Raw genomic sequence first — 16,197 nt, forward strand, 5'->3', positions numbered from 1 at the left:
TTACTGCAACATCCATGTTGCAGTTATCGAAAAAACGTCTACAGTGGAGTCGCTGTCCGTTGGGCGGCAAAGCCACGAGATGAGGTATCCCCAATGTCACGAACTTGGCTGATCACCGGCGGATCGCAGGGCCTCGGCAAGGCCCTCGCCCTCGCGGCGCTGGAGGCCGGCGACCGGGTCGTGGTGACCTCCCGCAAGCCGGACGCGCTGGCGTCCGCGCGGTCCGCGTATCCGCAGCGGATCGAGACGGTCGCGCTGGATGTCACGTCTCCGCCGCAGGTCCGCGACGTGGTGGCCGCGGCGGTCGAGCGATTCGGTTCGATCGACGTCGTGGTCAACAACGCCGGCTACGCCACCAGCGGATCGATCGAGGACTTTCACGAGGACGAGTTCCGCGCGCAGGTCGAGGTGAACCTGTTCGGCGTCGTCAACGTGACGCGGGCGGTGCTCCCGGTCATGCGGCGCCGGCGGTCCGGGCACATCGTGCAGATCTCGTCCATCGGCGGACGGGTGGGCGGTACGCCCGGACTGGGCGCCTACCAGACGGCCAAGTTCGCGGTCGAGGGCTTCTCCGAGGTCCTGGCGAACGAGGCGGCCCCCTTCGGCGTGAAGGTGACCATCGTGGAGCCCGGCGGAATCCGTACCGGCTGGGCGGAGGGAGCGGCGGAGCCCTCGGGGCCCGTCACCCCTGACTACGAGTCGACCGTCGGCGCCTGGCAGCGAAGGTTTGGCGAGTACGCCGGAAACGAACCCGGCGACCCCGACCGCATGGCCGAAGCGATCATCCGCGCCATCGACGCCGACGAACCGCCCCGCCGGCTCCTCCTCGGCACTGACGCCCTAGGCATCGCCGTCGAGTCGGAGGAGGCGCGTCTGACCGAGGCCCGGAAGTGGGCCGATGTGAGCCGCTCCACCGACTACCCCGCCGCCTGACCCTCACCCCCTAGCCCTGCCACAGGCCCAACGCACTCAAGGAACCCGACATCATGACCGTTCACGACAAGCTCTACATCGGTGGCTCGTGGGTCGCTCCCAGCGACCCGGAGCTGTTGCTCGACATCCTCTCGCCGCACGACCAGTCCGTCCTCGGCCGTGTGGCGCAGGCCGCCCCCGCCGACGTGGACGCGGCCGTGTCCGCGGCCCGCGAGGCCTTCGACCGGGGGCCCTGGCCGCACACCAGGCCCGCCGAGCGACAGGAGATCATCCGCCGCTACGACGCCCTGCGAGCTGCACGCGCCGACGACATCGCCGCGGTGATCTCCAAGGAGAACGGCTCCGCCGGCTGGTTCACCAAGGCCGGTCAGCCGTTCCTGACGCGCCAGGTGAACGGCTACCTCAAGGCGGCCGAGGAGTTCGGGTGGGAGGAGGTCGTGGAGCCCGCCGATCCGTCGGTCGGCTTCGACACCATCGTGCGGCGCGAAGCGATCGGCGTGGTCGCCGCGGTCATCCCGTGGAACTCACCGTTCTCCGCAGCCACGGCCAAGCTCGTGCCGGCGCTGCTCGCCGGCAACACGGTCGTGCTCAAGGTGTCACCGGAGAACTCCCTGAGCATGACGCTCATGGCCGAGCTGTGGCATGAGGCCGGCCTGCCGCAGGGCGTGCTGAGTGTCCTTCCCGCGGACCGGGAGACCAGCGAGTACCTCGTCTCGCATCCCGGGGTCGACAAGATCTCGTTCACCGGGTCGACCCGGGCCGGCCGGCGCATCGCCTCCATCGCCGGTGAGCACCTCAAGAGGGTCGGTCTGGAGCTCGGCGGCAAGTCCGCCGCTCTCGTCCTCGAGGACGCCGACCTGGAGGCTGCCATGCAGGGCCTGCGTTTCGGAGCGCTCGGCAACAACGGCGAGGCGTGCATCCTCCAGACCCGCATCCTCGCCCCGCGCAGCCGCTACGAGGAGGTCGTCACGGCGGTGAAGGAGATGGTCGAGTCGCTGAAGGTCGGCGACCCGTCCGCCCCCGACACCTTCATCGGCCCGATGATCCGCCGCGACCAGCAGCAGCGCGTCATCGACTACATCACCATCGGCATCAAGGAGGGCGCCCGCCTGGTGACCGGCGGTCCCGAGGTCCCCGAGGGCCTGGAGCAGGGCAACTACGTCACACCGACCGTGTTCGCCGACGTGGACAACTCCATGAGGATCGCCCGGGAGGAGATCTTCGGCCCCGTCCTGGCCGTCATCGCCTACGACGACGAGGACGACGCCGTCCGCATCGCCAACGACTCCGAGTACGGCCTGTCCGGCGGCATCTGGACCACGGACCCCGACCGGGCCCTCGCCGTCGCGCGCCGGCTGCGCACGGGCACGGTCAGCCTGAACGGGGCCCCGATGAGCTTCGACGGGCCGTTCGGCGGCTTCAAGTCGAGCGGTATCGGCCGGGAGTACGGCAAGGTCGGCCTGACCGGCTACGTCGAGCACAAGACGATCACCCGCAACCGATGAGCACGGGCTCCCACCGGCTCTATCCGAGCCACGCCTTCACCTTGTCGGGGTGCGCCTCGACCCACTTCCTCGCCGCCGCCTCCGGTGTCATCTTGTCGAGCGCGATGTATTTGGCGACGGTGTTCTGGTCGTCGTTGGTCCAGGTGAAGTTCTTCACCAGGTCGTAGGCCGGGCTGCCGGACTTGGCGAAGCGGGTGCTGACGATCTTGTCGAGGTCGAACACCGGATAGTCGCAGGCCACCTTCGCGGGATCGGCGTCGCAGCCCGCAGTGTGCTTGGGCAGGTCGATGTGGACCAGCGGCACCTCCGAGAAGAGCCACTGCGGCTCGTAGAAGTAGCCGATCACCCACTTCTTGTTCTTCTCGGCGTCCCGGAAGGCCTGGAGCAGGGCGGTCTCGCTGCCCGCGTACACCACCTTGAAGTCCAGCTTCAGGTTCTTCACCAGGGCCTCGTCGTTGGTCTGGTACGACGGGTCGCCGTCGAGGAGTTGACCCTTGCTGCCCGACTCGGAGGTCTTGAACTTCGCGGCGTACTTGTCGAGGTTCCGCCAGTCGGTGATGTCCGGGTACTTCTTCGCGATCCACGGCGGGATGTACCAGCCGATGATTCCCTTGTTGCCGGTCGGGCCGAGATTGACGGCGGTCTTCTGTTCGGTGATGTATTTCTTCTTCAGGTCGTCGTGGCCCCAGTTCTCCACGATGGCGTCGACCTCGCCCGACTCGAAGCCCTGCCAGCCGATCTCCGCCTTGAGGTCCTTCTGGACGACCTCGCAGCCGAGTTCCTTCTCCGCGACGTGAGCGATGACGGCCGCGTTCGCCTCGTAGCCCACCCATGGGCTGACCGCGAGGTTGAAGGTGCCGCACTCCCCCGGACCACCGCCGGCGCCCGCGTTCTCCTCGCCGACCTTCGCCCCGCTGCACGCGGTCAGGGTAAGGCCGAGTGCGGCCGTCGCCGCGGCGCCTGAACGCCACCTTCTTGCTCGTTGTGCCATGGTCCTGCTCCTTGTGCGCCGGGCGTCTCGCGCCGTGCGGATGGTGGGGACGGTGGGGTGAAGGGGGGTCAGGTCATGTCCAGGGCGCACCGGAATCCCACGTTTCCGGTCGCCGAGTCCGCGAAGAGGCCCTGTCGGGCGGCGACCCGGTAGCGGCGGCAGTAAGAGGCGTGGCAGAGGTAGGAGCCGCCCTTGGTGACGTACCGGCGTTCGCCGTGAGAGAGGGAGAACCGGTCCTCGCACCATTCCCAGACGTTGCCGGTGGTGTTGTACAGGCCGAAGCCATTGGGCTCGAAGGCGTCGACGGGGCAGGTGCCGTACCAGCCGTCCACGGTGGGGTGCCGGTCGGGGAAGTCGCCCTGCCACACATTCATGCGGGGTCGCCCGCCGGGCTCGAACTCGTCGCCCCAGGGGAACACCTTCGCGTGCAGTCCCCCGCGGGCGGCGCGTTCCCACTCCGCCTCGGTGGGCAGGCGTTTACCGGCCCAGGCGCAGTAGGCGCGGGCGTCGTCCCGGTCGACGTGGATGACGGGATGGTCAGGCCGCATCTCCCAGGTGGACTGCGGTCCGTCGGGACGCCGCCAGTCGGCGCCCTCGACCTGGCGCCACCAGGGGGCGGCCGCCACCGCCCGGGTGGGCGGGAAGTCGTCGGGGAGCAGCCCGGCGAAGACGAACGACCAGCCGATGCGCTCGGCGGAGGTGCGGTACCCGGTCTCAGCGGCGAACTCCGCGAACTGCGCGTTGGTCACGGTGCGGGCGTCGATCCAGAAGGCGTCGACGTGCACCGTGCGGACCGGGCCCTCGCCGTCGGCCGGATATGCGAGCTCGTCCTGGCTGCCCATGAGGAACGTGCCGGCGGGGATGGCGACCATGCCGTCGGTCGTCGTCCGGGAGGCGGCCGGCGTACGGAGGGCGGTCCGCTGTGTGTCCCGGCCGCCGGACGGCGTGCAGCAGCTCACTGCGCCCCCATCACACGCCGGTGCAGTCCTCCGTCGTACTCGGACGACGCGGCGCTGCGGTCGTCCAGGTCGATGCGGACCGTGTGAATGGTGCCGGTGAACTCGTTGTCGAGGGCGGGGTAGTCGTCGGTCACGGGGGTGCTCAGGTCGACTCCGACGTCGAGGGTCTCGTCGAAGGAGAAGTAGTACGGGATGGTCCGCGCGACCCGTCCGCTCGCGTGCTTCTCGCCGTTGACGAGGAGCACGGCGGTGCCGCCTTTGCCGAGGCCTCCGCCGTCGTAGTCGAACTCCAGGCGGATCTCATGCCGTCCGGGCGTCAGGGGCTCGTCGCCGCGCACGGTGTACAGGTTCATGCCGAAGTAGTTGTAGGCGTAGGCCGGCCTGCCGTCGGTGACGTACAGGCTCCAGCCGCCGAATCGGCCGCCCTGGGAGATGATCACGCCGTCGGTGTCCGTGTCGGGCAGGTCGACGTCCGCGGTGATGCTGTGCGAGCGGTTCTTGACGTTGAGGGTGGTCTCCTCGGTGAACCGTCGCATGCCCGCGCGGTAGGTGACGGAGGTCCGCTCGCCGAGCAGGTCGATACGGCCTGCCATCGCGGGGTTCTCGCGTTCCGTGACCCGGTCGTCGAGGGGGAATACCTGGTACTTGGCCGCCTCGATGAGGAACAGGTCCTGCAACCGGCGCAGTTTCTCGGGGTGTTCGGCGGCGAGGTCGCGGGCCTGGCTCCAGTCGTGGTCGATGTCGTAGAGCTCCCAGACGTCGTCGGTGAACCGCCGGTCCTGGTCCGGGACCATCTCCCAGGGGATGCCGTGCCGGGTGACCGCCATCCAGCCGTTGTGGTAGATGCCCCGGTTGCCGCACATCTCGAAGTACTGGGTCCGGCGGTGCTCGCTCGCGTCGGGGTCGGTGAGGGTGCGCTGCATGCTCGTGCCCTCGATGGGCTGCTGGGGCACGCCGTCCACGTTGAACGGCGCCGGGATGCCGGCGCAGTCCAGGATCGTCGGGAGTACATCGATGACGTGCGAGAACTGGTGGCGCAGTCCGCCGCGCTCGGGGACCCCGCGTGGCCAGTGCAGGATCATGCCGTCCCGCGTGCCGCCGAAGTGCGAGGCGACCTGCTTGGTCCACTGGTAGGGGGTGTTCAGGGCCAGCGCCCATCCGGCCGGTGCGATCGGGTAGCTGAGCGGGCCGCCGATCTCGTCCAGGTGGTCGATCATCTCGTCCGGGTCGTCCACCACGCCGTGCCCGAGGCGGTGCTCGACGATCGTCCCCTCGATGCCGCCCTCTCCCGAGGCGCCGTTGTCGCCGAGGATGTAGAGGAAGAGCGTGTTGTCGAGTTCGCCGAGTTCCTCCAGTGCGTCGACGAACCTGCCGACCTGGACGTCGGCGTGTTCGGTGAAGCCGGCGAACGTCTCCATGAACCTGGCCGACAGCCGGCGCTGGTTGTCGCTGAGGTCGTCCCAGTGGGGCACGCCCTCGGCCCAGGGCGCGAGTTCGGCGTCCGGGGGGACGACGCCGAGTTCCCGCTGCCGTTGCAGGGTGAGTTCGCGCTGCCGGTCCCAGCCGTGGTCGAACCGTCCGCGGTACTTCTCCTGCCATGCGCGGCCGACGTGCAGCGGGGCGTGCGCGGCGCCCAGCGCCAGGTAGGTGAAGAACGGCCGGTCGGGAGTCAGTGTGCGCTGGGTGCGCACCCAGTCGATGGCGTGGTCGACGAGGTCCTCGGACAGGTGGTAGCCGTCCTCGGGCCGGCGCCCGGGCTCGACGGGGGTGGTGCCCTGGTAGAGCAGCGGGTACCAGTGGTTCATCTCGGCGCCCATGAAGCCGTAGAAGGTGTCGAACCCCTCCCCCGTCGGCCAGCGGTCGAACGGGCCGACCGGGCTGATCTCGCGCGGCGGGGTCTGGTGCCATTTGCCGAAGGCGGCGGTGCTGTAGCCGTTGCCCTGGAGGATCTGGGCCATGGTCGCCGCGCTGCGTGGCCGGAAGCCGTTGTATCCGGGGGCCGCGGTGGTCATCTCGGTGGTGCCGCCCATGCCGACTGAGTGGTGGTTGCGTCCGGTCAGCAGGGCCTGGCGGGTGGGTGAGCACAGGGCCGTGACGTGGAAGCGGGTGTAGCGGAGCCCGTTGTCCGCGAGTCGCTCCGCGGCCGGCATGTCGCACGGCCCGCCGAACGCGCTGGAGGTACCGAACCCGAGGTCGTCGACGAGCACGATCACGACGTTCGGAGCGCCGTCGGGCGGCGGGACCGGGCCGATGGGGGTGAAGGCGGTGTCCTGGTCGTGCACGTCCATGGCGGCCGTCAGCGGGCGGCGGGTATCCGGCCGCGGAAGTATGTGCCGTCCCGCGTCGAACTCAGTCATTCAATTCTCCGATTCGATGACCCGGCGGTAAATTCACACCTTCTTCGGGGAAATCGCAGGCTCTTCTCGCAGCCTGAATACCGGCTCCGTACGGCGTTGTTGGGGCCTTTGAAGGCGTCCCGGCCTGCGATGAAGCCAAGGTGTCAGTCGTCGTCGGGGCGGGTCAACGAGGCCGCTTGAATTCGCGTGAACCGGTTTTGAATGACGGCGGTAGAGATTTTCTATACCTACTGGGTACGTCCGTCCCGGGCGGGTTCGGACGCCAGGTTCACGAACGCCTCGGCGGCCGGGGAGAGTTGGCCCGAGCGCCAGACCAGTCGACCGTGGCGCAGCAGTCGCGGTCGGTGGGACAGCATGCGCGCCCCGCGCAGTGCGGCGTCCCGGGCCATGGAGGCGGGCAGTACGGCGGCGCCGACGCCGGAGAGGACGAGCGGCACGATCATCGCGCGGTGCGCGGTCTCGACGGCGATGCGTGGCGCGACGCCGAGCGCGGTGCACACGTCGTCGACGGCCGCCCGCGTCTCGGTGCCCGGCGGTGTCACGATCAGGTCCAGCGCCGCCAGTTGACGTGAGGTGATGGTGTCCCCCGCCGGATGCGGATGGTCGGCGGGCAGCACGACATGCATCTCCTGCTCCGGCAGGTCGATCCCGCTGAGGTCCGCCGTGGGCACCGAGGCGTCCACCAGACCGAGCTCGCACTCCCCGGCGGCGACCATCTGCGCCACGGCGGGTCCACGCTCCGGATCGACGACACGCACGCTGACCTTCGGATGCGCACGGTGGAAGCGGCCCAGCATGTCGGCCAGCGGGTCGACCGAGAGCGTCGTCTGCGAAACGATGTCCAGCCGGCCGCCGCTGAGCCCGAGGACCTCCCGCACCAGGGAACTCGCGGTGGACAGGTCGCGCAGGACCTGCCTGGCGGGCCGCACCAGGGCCTCACCGGCGGGGGTGAGACAGACGCCCTGGGCGAGCCGGTGGAAGAGTTTCCCGCCGCATTCACGCTCCAGCGTCCGGATCGCGTGCGACAGCGAGGGCTGCGCGACATGGAGCGCGGCGGCCGCGGCCGTGAAACCGCCGTGCTCGACGACCGCGATGAAGTACTCCAGCTGACGTCGTTCCATCCGGGTCTCCGTCGGGTCTGTGCACGTCCAGGGGCCACCGCACGAGCGGCACGCACAGTCTGCATCGAGCCGCGGTTCGGTGCGGTACCGGATCACCGACGGGACTTTGAACTCGGTGATGACAAAGTATGGACGCGCTCAGCGAAAGTCCCCTACGGTTTCGCTCAACCGCACGAGTACCACCTCTGCGCGCTCCCCGCGCAGTGGGTATCTCGACCGGAGTGCAATCCGGCGGCCTCCGGTCCGTTCTGGAGGACCGATGCATCAACGGTGGTTCCGCCATGCCCGAAGACGCCTCACCCCCCTGCTCCTCGGAAGCCTCCTCATCGGCGGCGTGTGGACGGCGCCACCGTCCGCCGCGGCTCCCGAGGACATCCCGCCCCAGGAACCGGGAGTGACCCTGCGGGTGTTCGACACCCAGGTCCCGCTCAGCAAGCTGTGCAAGCTCAAGCCGGGTCAGACGCCCAACCACGACAAGCTGATGCCGACCGTGGACTGGTCCACGACCGGCGACTTCGGCGGCTTCGCCGACAACTTCTCGGCCGAGGTGTCCGGCTACCTCGTCATCCCCGACGACGGGTCCTACACGTTCCGCCTCACCAGCGACGACGGCTCCCGGCTCACCATCGACGACCGGACGGTCATCGACCACGACGGACTGCACGGCGCCGAGCCCAAGGACGGATCCGTCCAACTCACCGCCGGGTCCCACCCGTTCCGCATCGACTACTTCGAACGCGGCGGCGAGCAGCGCCTGGCACTGGCCTGGAAGCCGCCGTCCGCGAACGACTTCACCAGAGTGCCGAGCGAGGCACTGAGCACCGACGCGGGAGTGGTGCGGGTGACCGCCCCGGGACGCAAGGAGTGCGAGTCCGGAGCGGACAGCCCGGGTGACGGTCTGCCCCTGACCGACGCACGCCCCGACCTCACCCTCACCGACCTGCGCCCGGACGGCTTCGAGCCGCAGGTCACCGGCATGGACTGGCTGCCCGACGGACGCCTGGCCATCACCACCTGGGGCGGCTCACAGGAGACCAAGGGCGAGGCGTACCTCCTCGACAACGTCACCGGCGACACCAGTCGCGACAAGGTGACGGTGAAGAAGATCGCGAGCGGGCTGCGCGAGCCCATGGGCATCAAGTACGTCGACGGGTCACTGTACGTGTCGCAGAAGCACGAGCTGACCCGACTGGTCGACACCAACCGGGACTTCGTCACCGACGACTACCGGACCGTCGCCACCTGGCCCTACGGCGGCAACTTCCACGAGTTCGCCTTCGGGCTGCTCTACCGCGACGGCTACTTCTACGTGAACCTGTCCGTCGCCATCAACTACGGCGGCGCGACGACGACCCCACAGCCCGCCCCCGGCCGGGGCACCACGTACAAGATCAGTAAGAAGACGGGGAAGATCCAGCCGATCGCGGGCGGTCTGCGCACCCCCAACGGCATCGGCTGGGGCCCCGGCGGCGACATCTTCACCACCGACAACCAAGGCGGCTGGCTGCCGGCGTCCAAGCTGGTACACATCAAGCAGGACCGCTTCTTCAACCACTACACAGAGCCCTCGGGCCCCTTCGACGACCGCTCGGTGACCGAACCGGTGCTGTGGCTGCCGCAGAACGAGATCGCCAACTCCCCCAGCACACCGCTGTACTTGACCAAGGGCCGGTTCGCCGGGCAGATGCTCCTCGGCGACGTCACCTACGGCGGGCTCCAGCGCGCCTATCTGGAGAAGGTGAAGGGCCAGTACCAGGGCGCCGTGTTCCGCTACACGCAGGGACTCGAAGCCGGCGTCAACCGCATCACCATGGGCCCGGACGGTGCCGTCTACGCGGGCGGGCTCGGCGCGGACGGCAACTGGGGCCAGGAAGGGAAGCTGAAGTTCGGCCTCCAGAAGCTGACCCCCAACGGGGGCAACACCTTCGACATCAAGGAGATGCGCGCAGTCCCGGGCGGCTTCGACCTGGAGTACACCCAGCCGCTGTCCGAGGCCACCGCGGAGAAGCTGGCCTCCCACTACCAGGCCGAGCAGTGGCGCTACACCCCCACGTCGGACTACGGAGGCCCGAAGATCGCGGAGCGGCGGCTCGATGTCCGCTCAGCGACCCTGTCCGACGACGGCCGCACGGTCTCCCTGCGCCTTGACGGCCTCAAGCCGGGCCACGTCGTCCATGTCCGCTCACCACGCCCCTTCGCGTCCACGTCCGGCGAGACGCTGTGGAGCACGGAGGCCTGGTACACGCTCAACGCCCTGCCGGGCAAGCAGCCGCCACCCGCGACGCTGTACGAGGCAGAGGAGGCACGGCTGACCGGCACGGCCGGAATCAACACCGACCACCCCGGCTTCTCGGGCAGCGGCTTCGTCGATCGCTACGCCACCGAGGGCAAGGTCGCCACCACCTTCGACGTCACCGTCCCCAAAGCCGGTGACTACGACGTCAACCTGCGCTACTCCAACGGACCCAACCCCTTCCAGGGCACCAAGTCCCTCTCCCTGTACGCCAACGGGCAGAAGCTGAGACAGACCAAGCTCGCCTCGACGAGCAACTGGGACACCTGGTCGACCCAGTCCGAACGGGTCGCTCTGCGCGCGGGCAAGAACACCATCGCCTACCGCTTCGACTCCGGCGACACGGGCCACGTCAACCTGGACCTGATCACCGTCCGCCCGCACGGCGCCCGGGCCTCCCTCTTCGACGGCACCGCCGCGTCACAGAGTCAGTGGCAGCACACCGACGGACGTACCGTCGAATGGCCGCTGACCGACGAGAAGTCGATGGAGGTGTGCTGCGGCGATCTCCGCACGAAGGACGCCTACCAGGACTTCAAGCTGCACGTGGAGTTCCGCGTCCCGCTCCTGCCCGACGACGTGACCGGCCAGGACCGCGGCAACAGCGGCGTCTACCTCCAGGACCGGTACGAGCTCCAGATCCTCGACTCCTTCGGTGACACGACGCTCGACACGAACGAAGCCGGCGCGATCTATCTGAAGAAGGCTCCGGACATCAACGCCGCAACAGCGCCGGAGACCTGGCAGACGTACGACATCACCTTCCGAGCGGCCCCCTTCGACGCCGACGGCAACAAGACGGCCGACGCGCGGGTCACCGTCGTCTGGAACGGCAAGAAGATCCACGACGACATCACGATCGACGGCCCGACCGGCGGCGGCCGACCCGAAGGACCGTCGGCCGGGGCGATCCGCCTCCAGGACCACGGCAACAAGGTGCGGTACCGCAACATCTGGGTGGAGCCGCTGAGTTAGGAGGATCGGCAAGACACTGGGTGGAGCCGCTGAGCTATGAGGAGCGGCGTGGAGCCGCTGAGCTTTGAGCAGCGGCAAGGAAGGGGCGCGCCTGCGCAGCCGCGTGGGCGCGCCCCCACCTCGAAATCCACGAGCGATCCGGCGGAAGTCCGACCAGGATGTGCCCGTGAACCACGTCCTGCACGGACTCGCCGCCAACCCGTCCCTGCCACCCGAACTGCTCGACCGGCTCATCACCATCGCCGACACCGACCTCAGCAGCGAGCTCGCCGCACGCACGGACCTCACTCCCGCGCAGCTTACGACGCTGGCCGCCCGCGGCGACGAGATCGCCGTCCAACTGGCATACGAGGGCAGGCTGACCGCGGACGACATCGATCCCCGCGTTCAGCCCTACGCCGCACTCGCCCTCCTCGACGAAGGAGCCGGCCGCCAGGAGTGGACAACCTTCCTGGCAACCCACCCGACCACCCGGGTCCGGGAGAAACTCGCCGCCTGCCCCGACCTGCCACCCCATGTCGTACGGACACTCGCCGCCGACCCGGACATCCAGGTGGTCGCCGAACTCGCACTCTGGACCACCTCCGACACGGCCGCCAGGCTCGCCGGCCACCCGCACGCCGAGGTGCGCCGCGCGACAGCGGCCAACGAGTCGACGCCGCCGACTGTGCTGGAGATGCTGATCACCGGGGAAGGGATCCCACCGGCGCAGCGGTGCCTGGTCTGCGATCGCGAGGAAACGCCGTTCGTGCACGAGTCGTCATGCCAACGACTCGACTGCGATCTGCTCGCGGGCGCCGCCTGCGACGGCTCTCACCAGTCGACCGTGCACGAGATACAGCGCATGGCGCTGCTCAACCCCGCCACCCCGATCGACGCCGCAGTCCCCTTCGCCGATCACCCCTCCATGCTGCTGCGCAGCGCCCTCGCAAGCCGACCGGACCTGCCGCCGAGCGTGGGCGCACGACTCGCCAAGGACCCCATCCCCGGGGTCCGGGCCGACCTGGCCGAGAATCCCGCGATCGACGACACCGTCATCGCTGTGCTGGCCGCCGACCATGGTCACGACGTACAGCGCCGACTGGCCCACAATCCGAACGTGCCGCTCGACGTGCTGGCCGACCTGGCGCGAGCGACCAGGATCGGTTCAACCCTGCTGCCGCGGATCGCGGCAGCCGCGCCGGACGAGACGGCGCAGCTGGCCGCATCGCGCGCCCCGGCGGTACGGATGCTCCCGGCCCAACGACGCGACCTGCCGACCGCGATCCGCGACGCCCTGGCCGCCGACCCCGACGCCAAGGTGTCCAAGTCCGTCGCACCCCACCCGGGCCTCTCCGACGCCCACCTCCGCGCCATGGTCGCCCGCCATGGAGTCCAGGTGGTGGCCAAAGTGGCGACCAACCCGGATGCCTCGCCCGCCTTGCTGGAGGAACTGGCCCGGCATCAGCCTCCGGTGCGGAAGGTCTTCCGCGAAATCGCCCGGCACCCGCACGCCCCGGCACCCGCGCTGCTGGCCTGCCTGACCGACGAGCGGGCCCGCCCTCTCGCCGCCGCCCACCCGAACCTGCCCCCGGCCGTCATCGCGGAACTCCTCATTGACAACGACGACCGGGTGGCGGAGGCGGCAGCCTCCAACCCCTCACTGACTCCCACGGTGATGTCAGTGGCATCCCGTAGGTTCGTCCTATGAGTTCTTCTCTGAGTGTCTACCTGCTCGATGTCGCCGCGACGCGCGCCTTGGTCGGATCCCGTGACGATCAGCTGCTGGAAGTGATCAGCGACAGGTTTGGGGACGCCCTGGCCCGCGACGACGACTACTTCAGCTACGAGATCGAGCGGGGCGCCCCCAAGGCGTACGAGGCACTGCGGGCGGTCGTCCATGGCGGGCCCTTCAGCGACGAGGAGGACCACGCCTTTCAGTACGGCTATGCCTACAAGCGGCTGTGTTCCCTCACCGGCTCGTTCCTGGACAACAGCAGCTTCACACCGCATCGCGGGGACTGGCTGTCGGTCGTCGACCAGGGCTTGAAGGCTCTCGGCATCACCGCGGTGTCCGTCGAGGAGTTCGGCTACGGCGGCCTGCCCTCACCACTGCCGTACACCTTCACGCCGGGCTGCGGCGAGTGGACGCCCGGTCAGATCGCCCAGGCTCTGGAACAGTTCGAGGCGACCAAGCGGGCGGTCGACGAGTCGGGGGAAGCACCGCCGTTGGAGCCCGAGGTCGTGGACGCCGTCATGCAGTGCCTCGGCTGGATGAGGCACGGGCAGGAACGACCGGGGTTCGGGGTCATCGGCTTCCGTTCCTGACACAGGATCAGGGGGACTGACCACCTGACCGTCAATTCCCTTCCGCACGAGGCGGAGGGCCGCGCCGACACCAGCAGTAACCCCCAGCCCGGGCGGGCTGAGCGAAGCAGGCGTCGGCGCGACTCCAGTGCTCAGGGTTGCGTGACCCGCAGATGCCGCCGCTCCGCCAGCTCCTGCGCGCCCACCACCGTCAGAATCGGCGTCCCGGGCGGCGCGAACATCGTCACCACCAGCTGTGACTGTGCATCAGGGAGATTGTTGGCGCCCTGGTAATGGATCACATCGCCCCCGGGCTCGAACAGAGCGTCGCCGGCCTTGAGCACCCTGGGCTCCTGCCCCTCCAGCTCGAAGAGGATCTCGCCTTCGGTGACGTAGCCGAAGACCGGCCCAGGATGCCGGTGCGGCGGCGCGCCGGGATCGCCGGGCGACAGGGTGACCCGGATCGTCCTGGCCTCAGCACCCGCCGGAATCCAGGCCGCTGCCTCTGATCGTGTCGAGATCACCTCGACGCCCGGCGGCAACTGCATATGCTCAGCACTCATCTCTCGCCTCCAAACAGGGACTGTTCAGAGAAGGGACAAGACAGCCTCCTCATCTGTGACAGCACAGCCGCGCCGATCAGCCCAGGACCCACCTGATTTAGGCGCGCTGGAACCCGTGGCTCCGCTCCACCTTCCTCCCCCCTCCCTCCCTACCTCCTATCGCCACATGCAGCGTTTGACTTCCTCCCCGGCGCCTAGAGGCCGGAGATTCCCGCCTGCTCCCACACCAGTCGTGTGGGTCGCTTCGGGTCGGTTCCTGGTTCGCTGCGCGGTGCCGGGACGGGTCCCGGTCTTACCTGCGCTCCACAGGCTGACACCGCCAGTCCGGCGGCCTTGGCGACGTTGACCGCCGCGTTGATGTCCCGGTCCAGGACGGCCCCGCACGCCCCACAGGTCCACACCCGGACGCCGAGGGGCTTGGGGCCGTCCTTGACCCCACACGCGGAACAGACCTGGGAGGTCGGCTCGAAGCGGCCGATCCGCACGAAGGTACGCCCGTACCGGGCGGCTTAGTACTCCAGCACGTCACGAACGCCGACCATCCGGCGTCGTGCACGGACTTGGCCAGTCGCGTACGCGCGAGTCCCTTGACCGCCAGGTCCTCCACAGCCACCGCTTGGTTCTCGCGGATCACCCTTGTAGAGAGCTGGTGGTGGAACTCCCGGCGCGCATCGGCAACCCGCGCATGAGCGCGAGCGACCTTCACCCTGGCCTTACTCCGGTTGCTGGAGTCCTTCTCCTTGCGCGAGAGATCCCGCTGCGCCTTCTTCAGGCGCTTCTCCGCGCAACGCAGGAAGCGCGGGCTGCCAACCTTCGTGCCGTCAGAGAGGACCGCGAAGTGCCCGAGTCCCAGGTCGATGCCCACTTCGGGCGTGGTCTCCGGCAGTACCTCGCAGGCGTCTGTCTCGACGACGAAGCTCGCGAAGTACCGCCCGGCCGCATCCTTGACCACCGTCACCGTGGACGGCGTCGAGGGAAGCGTGCGCGACCACTTCACCTTAAGATCGCCGATCTTCGGCAGGCGCAGCTTCCCACCCGGCGTGACGGACCATCGGGCGTTCGCCGTGAACCTGACGGCCTGCCGGTTGTCCCGCTTCGATTTGAAGCGCGGCGCGCCCATGCGGGGACGCTTGCCCTTCAGCCCGTCGAAGAAGTTCTTGTACGCCACGTCCAGGTCCCGCAGAGACTGCTGGAGGACCACCGCCGACACCTCACCGAGCCAGACCCGCTCCGGAGTGTCCTTCGCTTCGGTGATCAGCAGTTTCGACAGGTCACCGGTATTCGGGAACGGCATGCCTTCACTGTGGGCTGTCTCCCGAGCGCGGAGCGCGTCGTTGTAGACACCCGGGCGCACCCGAACGCCCTCGCCAACGCTATGCGCTGACCGGCGCTCGGGTACAGGCGGAAGCCATACCGAAGCTGCACGCGGATCATGCTACCCAGTTGCCTATGAGTATCGAAGAAATGTTCGCATAGGTCTCCACTGCGTCTTCCGCATGCATGCCCACTTGGATTGGGTGACGAGGTACCGGCACCCCGAATTCACCGTCTGACACTTGACGCGCCGCGAGGAAATCATGCGGGCCGTGCGCGAGGTCTTCGAGGCTGAGCTTGTCGAGTTCAACGGCGAGGACAACCACGCACACCTGCACGTGAACTTCCCGTCCAAGGTTGCCGTGTCCAGGCTGGCGAACTCTGCAACACCCCTTTAGAGCGTGTTCAAAAGCCCGCTTCAAGTGAGCTGTCAGTCGGCAGCGAAGATGTCGGAGAGACTCACAGCGGGGCGGCCAAACATCTCTGTCAGCGTGCGCTGCTGGCGCTCGGTCAAGGAGGCAACAAAGAACACTGCATCAGCGTTGGCCTGGTCACATACTTGAGCCACGTCGCGGACTTTCCCGTAGGTCGGCGGAGTCCGCGAGGAGTGGGGCAGACCCATCTTCTGGACCCCTCCGTCCGAGACGCCGCGCCGTTGCACAATCTGCGCGACGACCCGAACACCGCGCGCTGCCAGTTCTGCGGCTGCCGACGTTATGACCGCTTCGAAGTCCTTCTGTTTCGCAGAGAAGTAGCCAACCAGGACCACATCTGCGCCCACGGCCGGGAGTCGGAACGCCCAGCGCTGGTCCGGCTCCGACGGCACGCGGCGAGCCATGCGCCGGTCGCGCCATCGAAGCTGATGCATGCGCCAAAGGCCAATTGCCAGACTTCCTGCAG

The 16,197-nt window shown here is 68.5% G+C and carries 12 protein-coding genes and 1 pseudogene; 6 read left to right on the forward strand and 7 right to left on the reverse strand.

Annotated features, from left to right (window positions below; genetic code table 11):
• Positions 1 to 93 precede the first annotated feature (93 nt).
• Together PGH47_RS00315 and PGH47_RS00320 are read left to right on the forward strand one after the other, a co-directional pair.
• The gene (locus PGH47_RS00315) at positions 94 to 933 is read left to right on the forward strand and encodes an oxidoreductase (protein ID WP_271661637.1); all 840 of its coding nucleotides are present in this window, start codon (positions 94 to 96) and stop codon (positions 931 to 933) included.
• A 53-nt stretch (positions 934 to 986) separates the two neighbouring features.
• Positions 987 to 2,438 (forward strand): aldehyde dehydrogenase, encoded by a 1,452-nt coding sequence (locus PGH47_RS00320; RefSeq protein WP_271661638.1) that lies wholly within the window; start codon positions 987 to 989, stop codon positions 2,436 to 2,438.
• A 19-nt stretch (positions 2,439 to 2,457) separates the two neighbouring features.
• On the opposite strand, the gene PGH47_RS00325 is transcribed toward PGH47_RS00320, so the two are convergent.
• From PGH47_RS00325 to PGH47_RS00340, 4 genes are all read right to left on the reverse strand, one after another.
• Positions 2,458 to 3,429 carry an ABC transporter substrate-binding protein gene (locus PGH47_RS00325; protein ID WP_271661639.1) on the reverse strand — a complete coding sequence of 324 codons (972 nt, stop codon included), beginning with the start codon at positions 3,427 to 3,429 and terminating at the stop codon, positions 2,458 to 2,460.
• Between the two features lie 68 nt (positions 3,430 to 3,497).
• On the reverse strand, positions 3,498 to 4,301 hold the full coding sequence (locus tag PGH47_RS00330; protein WP_271667931.1) for a formylglycine-generating enzyme family protein: 804 nt from the start codon (positions 4,299 to 4,301) through the stop codon (positions 3,498 to 3,500).
• Between the two features lie 83 nt (positions 4,302 to 4,384).
• Positions 4,385 to 6,745 carry an arylsulfatase gene (locus tag PGH47_RS00335; RefSeq protein WP_271661640.1) on the reverse strand — a complete coding sequence of 787 codons (2,361 nt, stop codon included), beginning with the start codon at positions 6,743 to 6,745 and terminating at the stop codon, positions 4,385 to 4,387.
• A 227-nt stretch (positions 6,746 to 6,972) separates the two neighbouring features.
• Positions 6,973 to 7,866: a LysR family transcriptional regulator gene (locus tag PGH47_RS00340; RefSeq protein WP_271661641.1), complete on the reverse strand. Its 894-nt coding sequence runs from the start codon at positions 7,864 to 7,866 to the stop codon at positions 6,973 to 6,975.
• 259 nt (positions 7,867 to 8,125) lie between these two features.
• Here PGH47_RS00340 and PGH47_RS00345 point away from each other — a divergent pair, with 259 nt between their 5' ends.
• The 3 genes from PGH47_RS00345 to PGH47_RS00355 all read left to right on the forward strand — a co-directional run bounded on the left by PGH47_RS00345 (position 8,126) and on the right by PGH47_RS00355 (position 13,441).
• The gene (locus tag PGH47_RS00345; RefSeq protein ID WP_271661642.1) at positions 8,126 to 11,134 is read left to right on the forward strand and encodes a family 16 glycoside hydrolase; all 3,009 of its coding nucleotides are present in this window, start codon (positions 8,126 to 8,128) and stop codon (positions 11,132 to 11,134) included.
• A gap of 166 nt (positions 11,135 to 11,300) precedes the next feature.
• Positions 11,301 to 12,824 carry a hypothetical protein gene (locus PGH47_RS00350; protein ID WP_271661643.1) on the forward strand — a complete coding sequence of 508 codons (1,524 nt, stop codon included), beginning with the start codon at positions 11,301 to 11,303 and terminating at the stop codon, positions 12,822 to 12,824.
• Positions 12,821 to 13,441, forward strand: coding sequence for a DUF7691 family protein (locus PGH47_RS00355; protein ID WP_271661644.1), 621 nt, complete (start codon positions 12,821 to 12,823; stop codon positions 13,439 to 13,441). Before PGH47_RS00350 ends, PGH47_RS00355 begins: the two co-directional genes overlap by 4 nt.
• Before the next feature lie 131 nt (positions 13,442 to 13,572).
• On the opposite strand, the gene PGH47_RS00360 is transcribed toward PGH47_RS00355, so the two are convergent.
• Positions 13,573 to 13,983: a cupin domain-containing protein gene (locus PGH47_RS00360; RefSeq protein WP_271661645.1), complete on the reverse strand. Its 411-nt coding sequence runs from the start codon at positions 13,981 to 13,983 to the stop codon at positions 13,573 to 13,575.
• A 194-nt stretch (positions 13,984 to 14,177) separates the two neighbouring features.
• Positions 14,178 to 15,408 (reverse strand): annotated as a pseudogene (locus tag PGH47_RS00365) (RNA-guided endonuclease InsQ/TnpB family protein).
• A gap of 131 nt (positions 15,409 to 15,539) precedes the next feature.
• Between PGH47_RS00365 and PGH47_RS00370 the strand changes: the two are divergent.
• On the forward strand, positions 15,540 to 15,695 hold the full coding sequence (locus tag PGH47_RS00370) for a transposase (RefSeq protein ID WP_271661646.1): 156 nt from the start codon (positions 15,540 to 15,542) through the stop codon (positions 15,693 to 15,695).
• Positions 15,696 to 15,727: 32 nt separating this feature from the next.
• Here PGH47_RS00370 and PGH47_RS00375 read toward each other — a convergent pair whose 3' ends face one another.
• Positions 15,728 to 16,165, reverse strand: a complete 438-nt coding sequence (locus tag PGH47_RS00375; protein WP_271661647.1) for a hypothetical protein — start codon at positions 16,163 to 16,165, stop codon at positions 15,728 to 15,730.
• Positions 16,166 to 16,197: the final 32 nt, after the last annotated feature.

Source organism: Streptomyces sp. HUAS 31, from assembly GCF_028198125.1.
In the GTDB taxonomy this organism is placed as follows: Bacteria; Actinomycetota; Actinomycetes; order Streptomycetales; family Streptomycetaceae; genus Streptomyces; species Streptomyces chartreusis.

Coding starts and splice junctions, on each gene's coding strand:
- PGH47_RS00315 (WP_271661637.1), top strand. CDS start 94: ATGTCACGAACTTGGCTGATCACCGGCGGATCGCAGGGCCTCGGCAAG.
- PGH47_RS00320 (WP_271661638.1), top strand. CDS start 987: ATGACCGTTCACGACAAGCTCTACATCGGTGGCTCGTGGGTCGCTCCC.
- PGH47_RS00325 (WP_271661639.1), bottom strand. CDS start 3,429: ATGGCACAACGAGCAAGAAGGTGGCGTTCAGGCGCCGCGGCGACGGCC.
- PGH47_RS00330 (WP_271667931.1), bottom strand. CDS start 4,301: ATGGTCGCCATCCCCGCCGGCACGTTCCTCATGGGCAGCCAGGACGAG.
- PGH47_RS00335 (WP_271661640.1), bottom strand. CDS start 6,745: ATGACTGAGTTCGACGCGGGACGGCACATACTTCCGCGGCCGGATACC.
- PGH47_RS00340 (WP_271661641.1), bottom strand. CDS start 7,866: ATGGAACGACGTCAGCTGGAGTACTTCATCGCGGTCGTCGAGCACGGC.
- PGH47_RS00345 (WP_271661642.1), top strand. CDS start 8,126: ATGCATCAACGGTGGTTCCGCCATGCCCGAAGACGCCTCACCCCCCTG.
- PGH47_RS00355 (WP_271661644.1), top strand. CDS start 12,821: ATGAGTTCTTCTCTGAGTGTCTACCTGCTCGATGTCGCCGCGACGCGC.
- PGH47_RS00360 (WP_271661645.1), bottom strand. CDS start 13,983: ATGAGTGCTGAGCATATGCAGTTGCCGCCGGGCGTCGAGGTGATCTCG.
- PGH47_RS00375 (WP_271661647.1), bottom strand. CDS start 16,165: ATGCATCAGCTTCGATGGCGCGACCGGCGCATGGCTCGCCGCGTGCCG.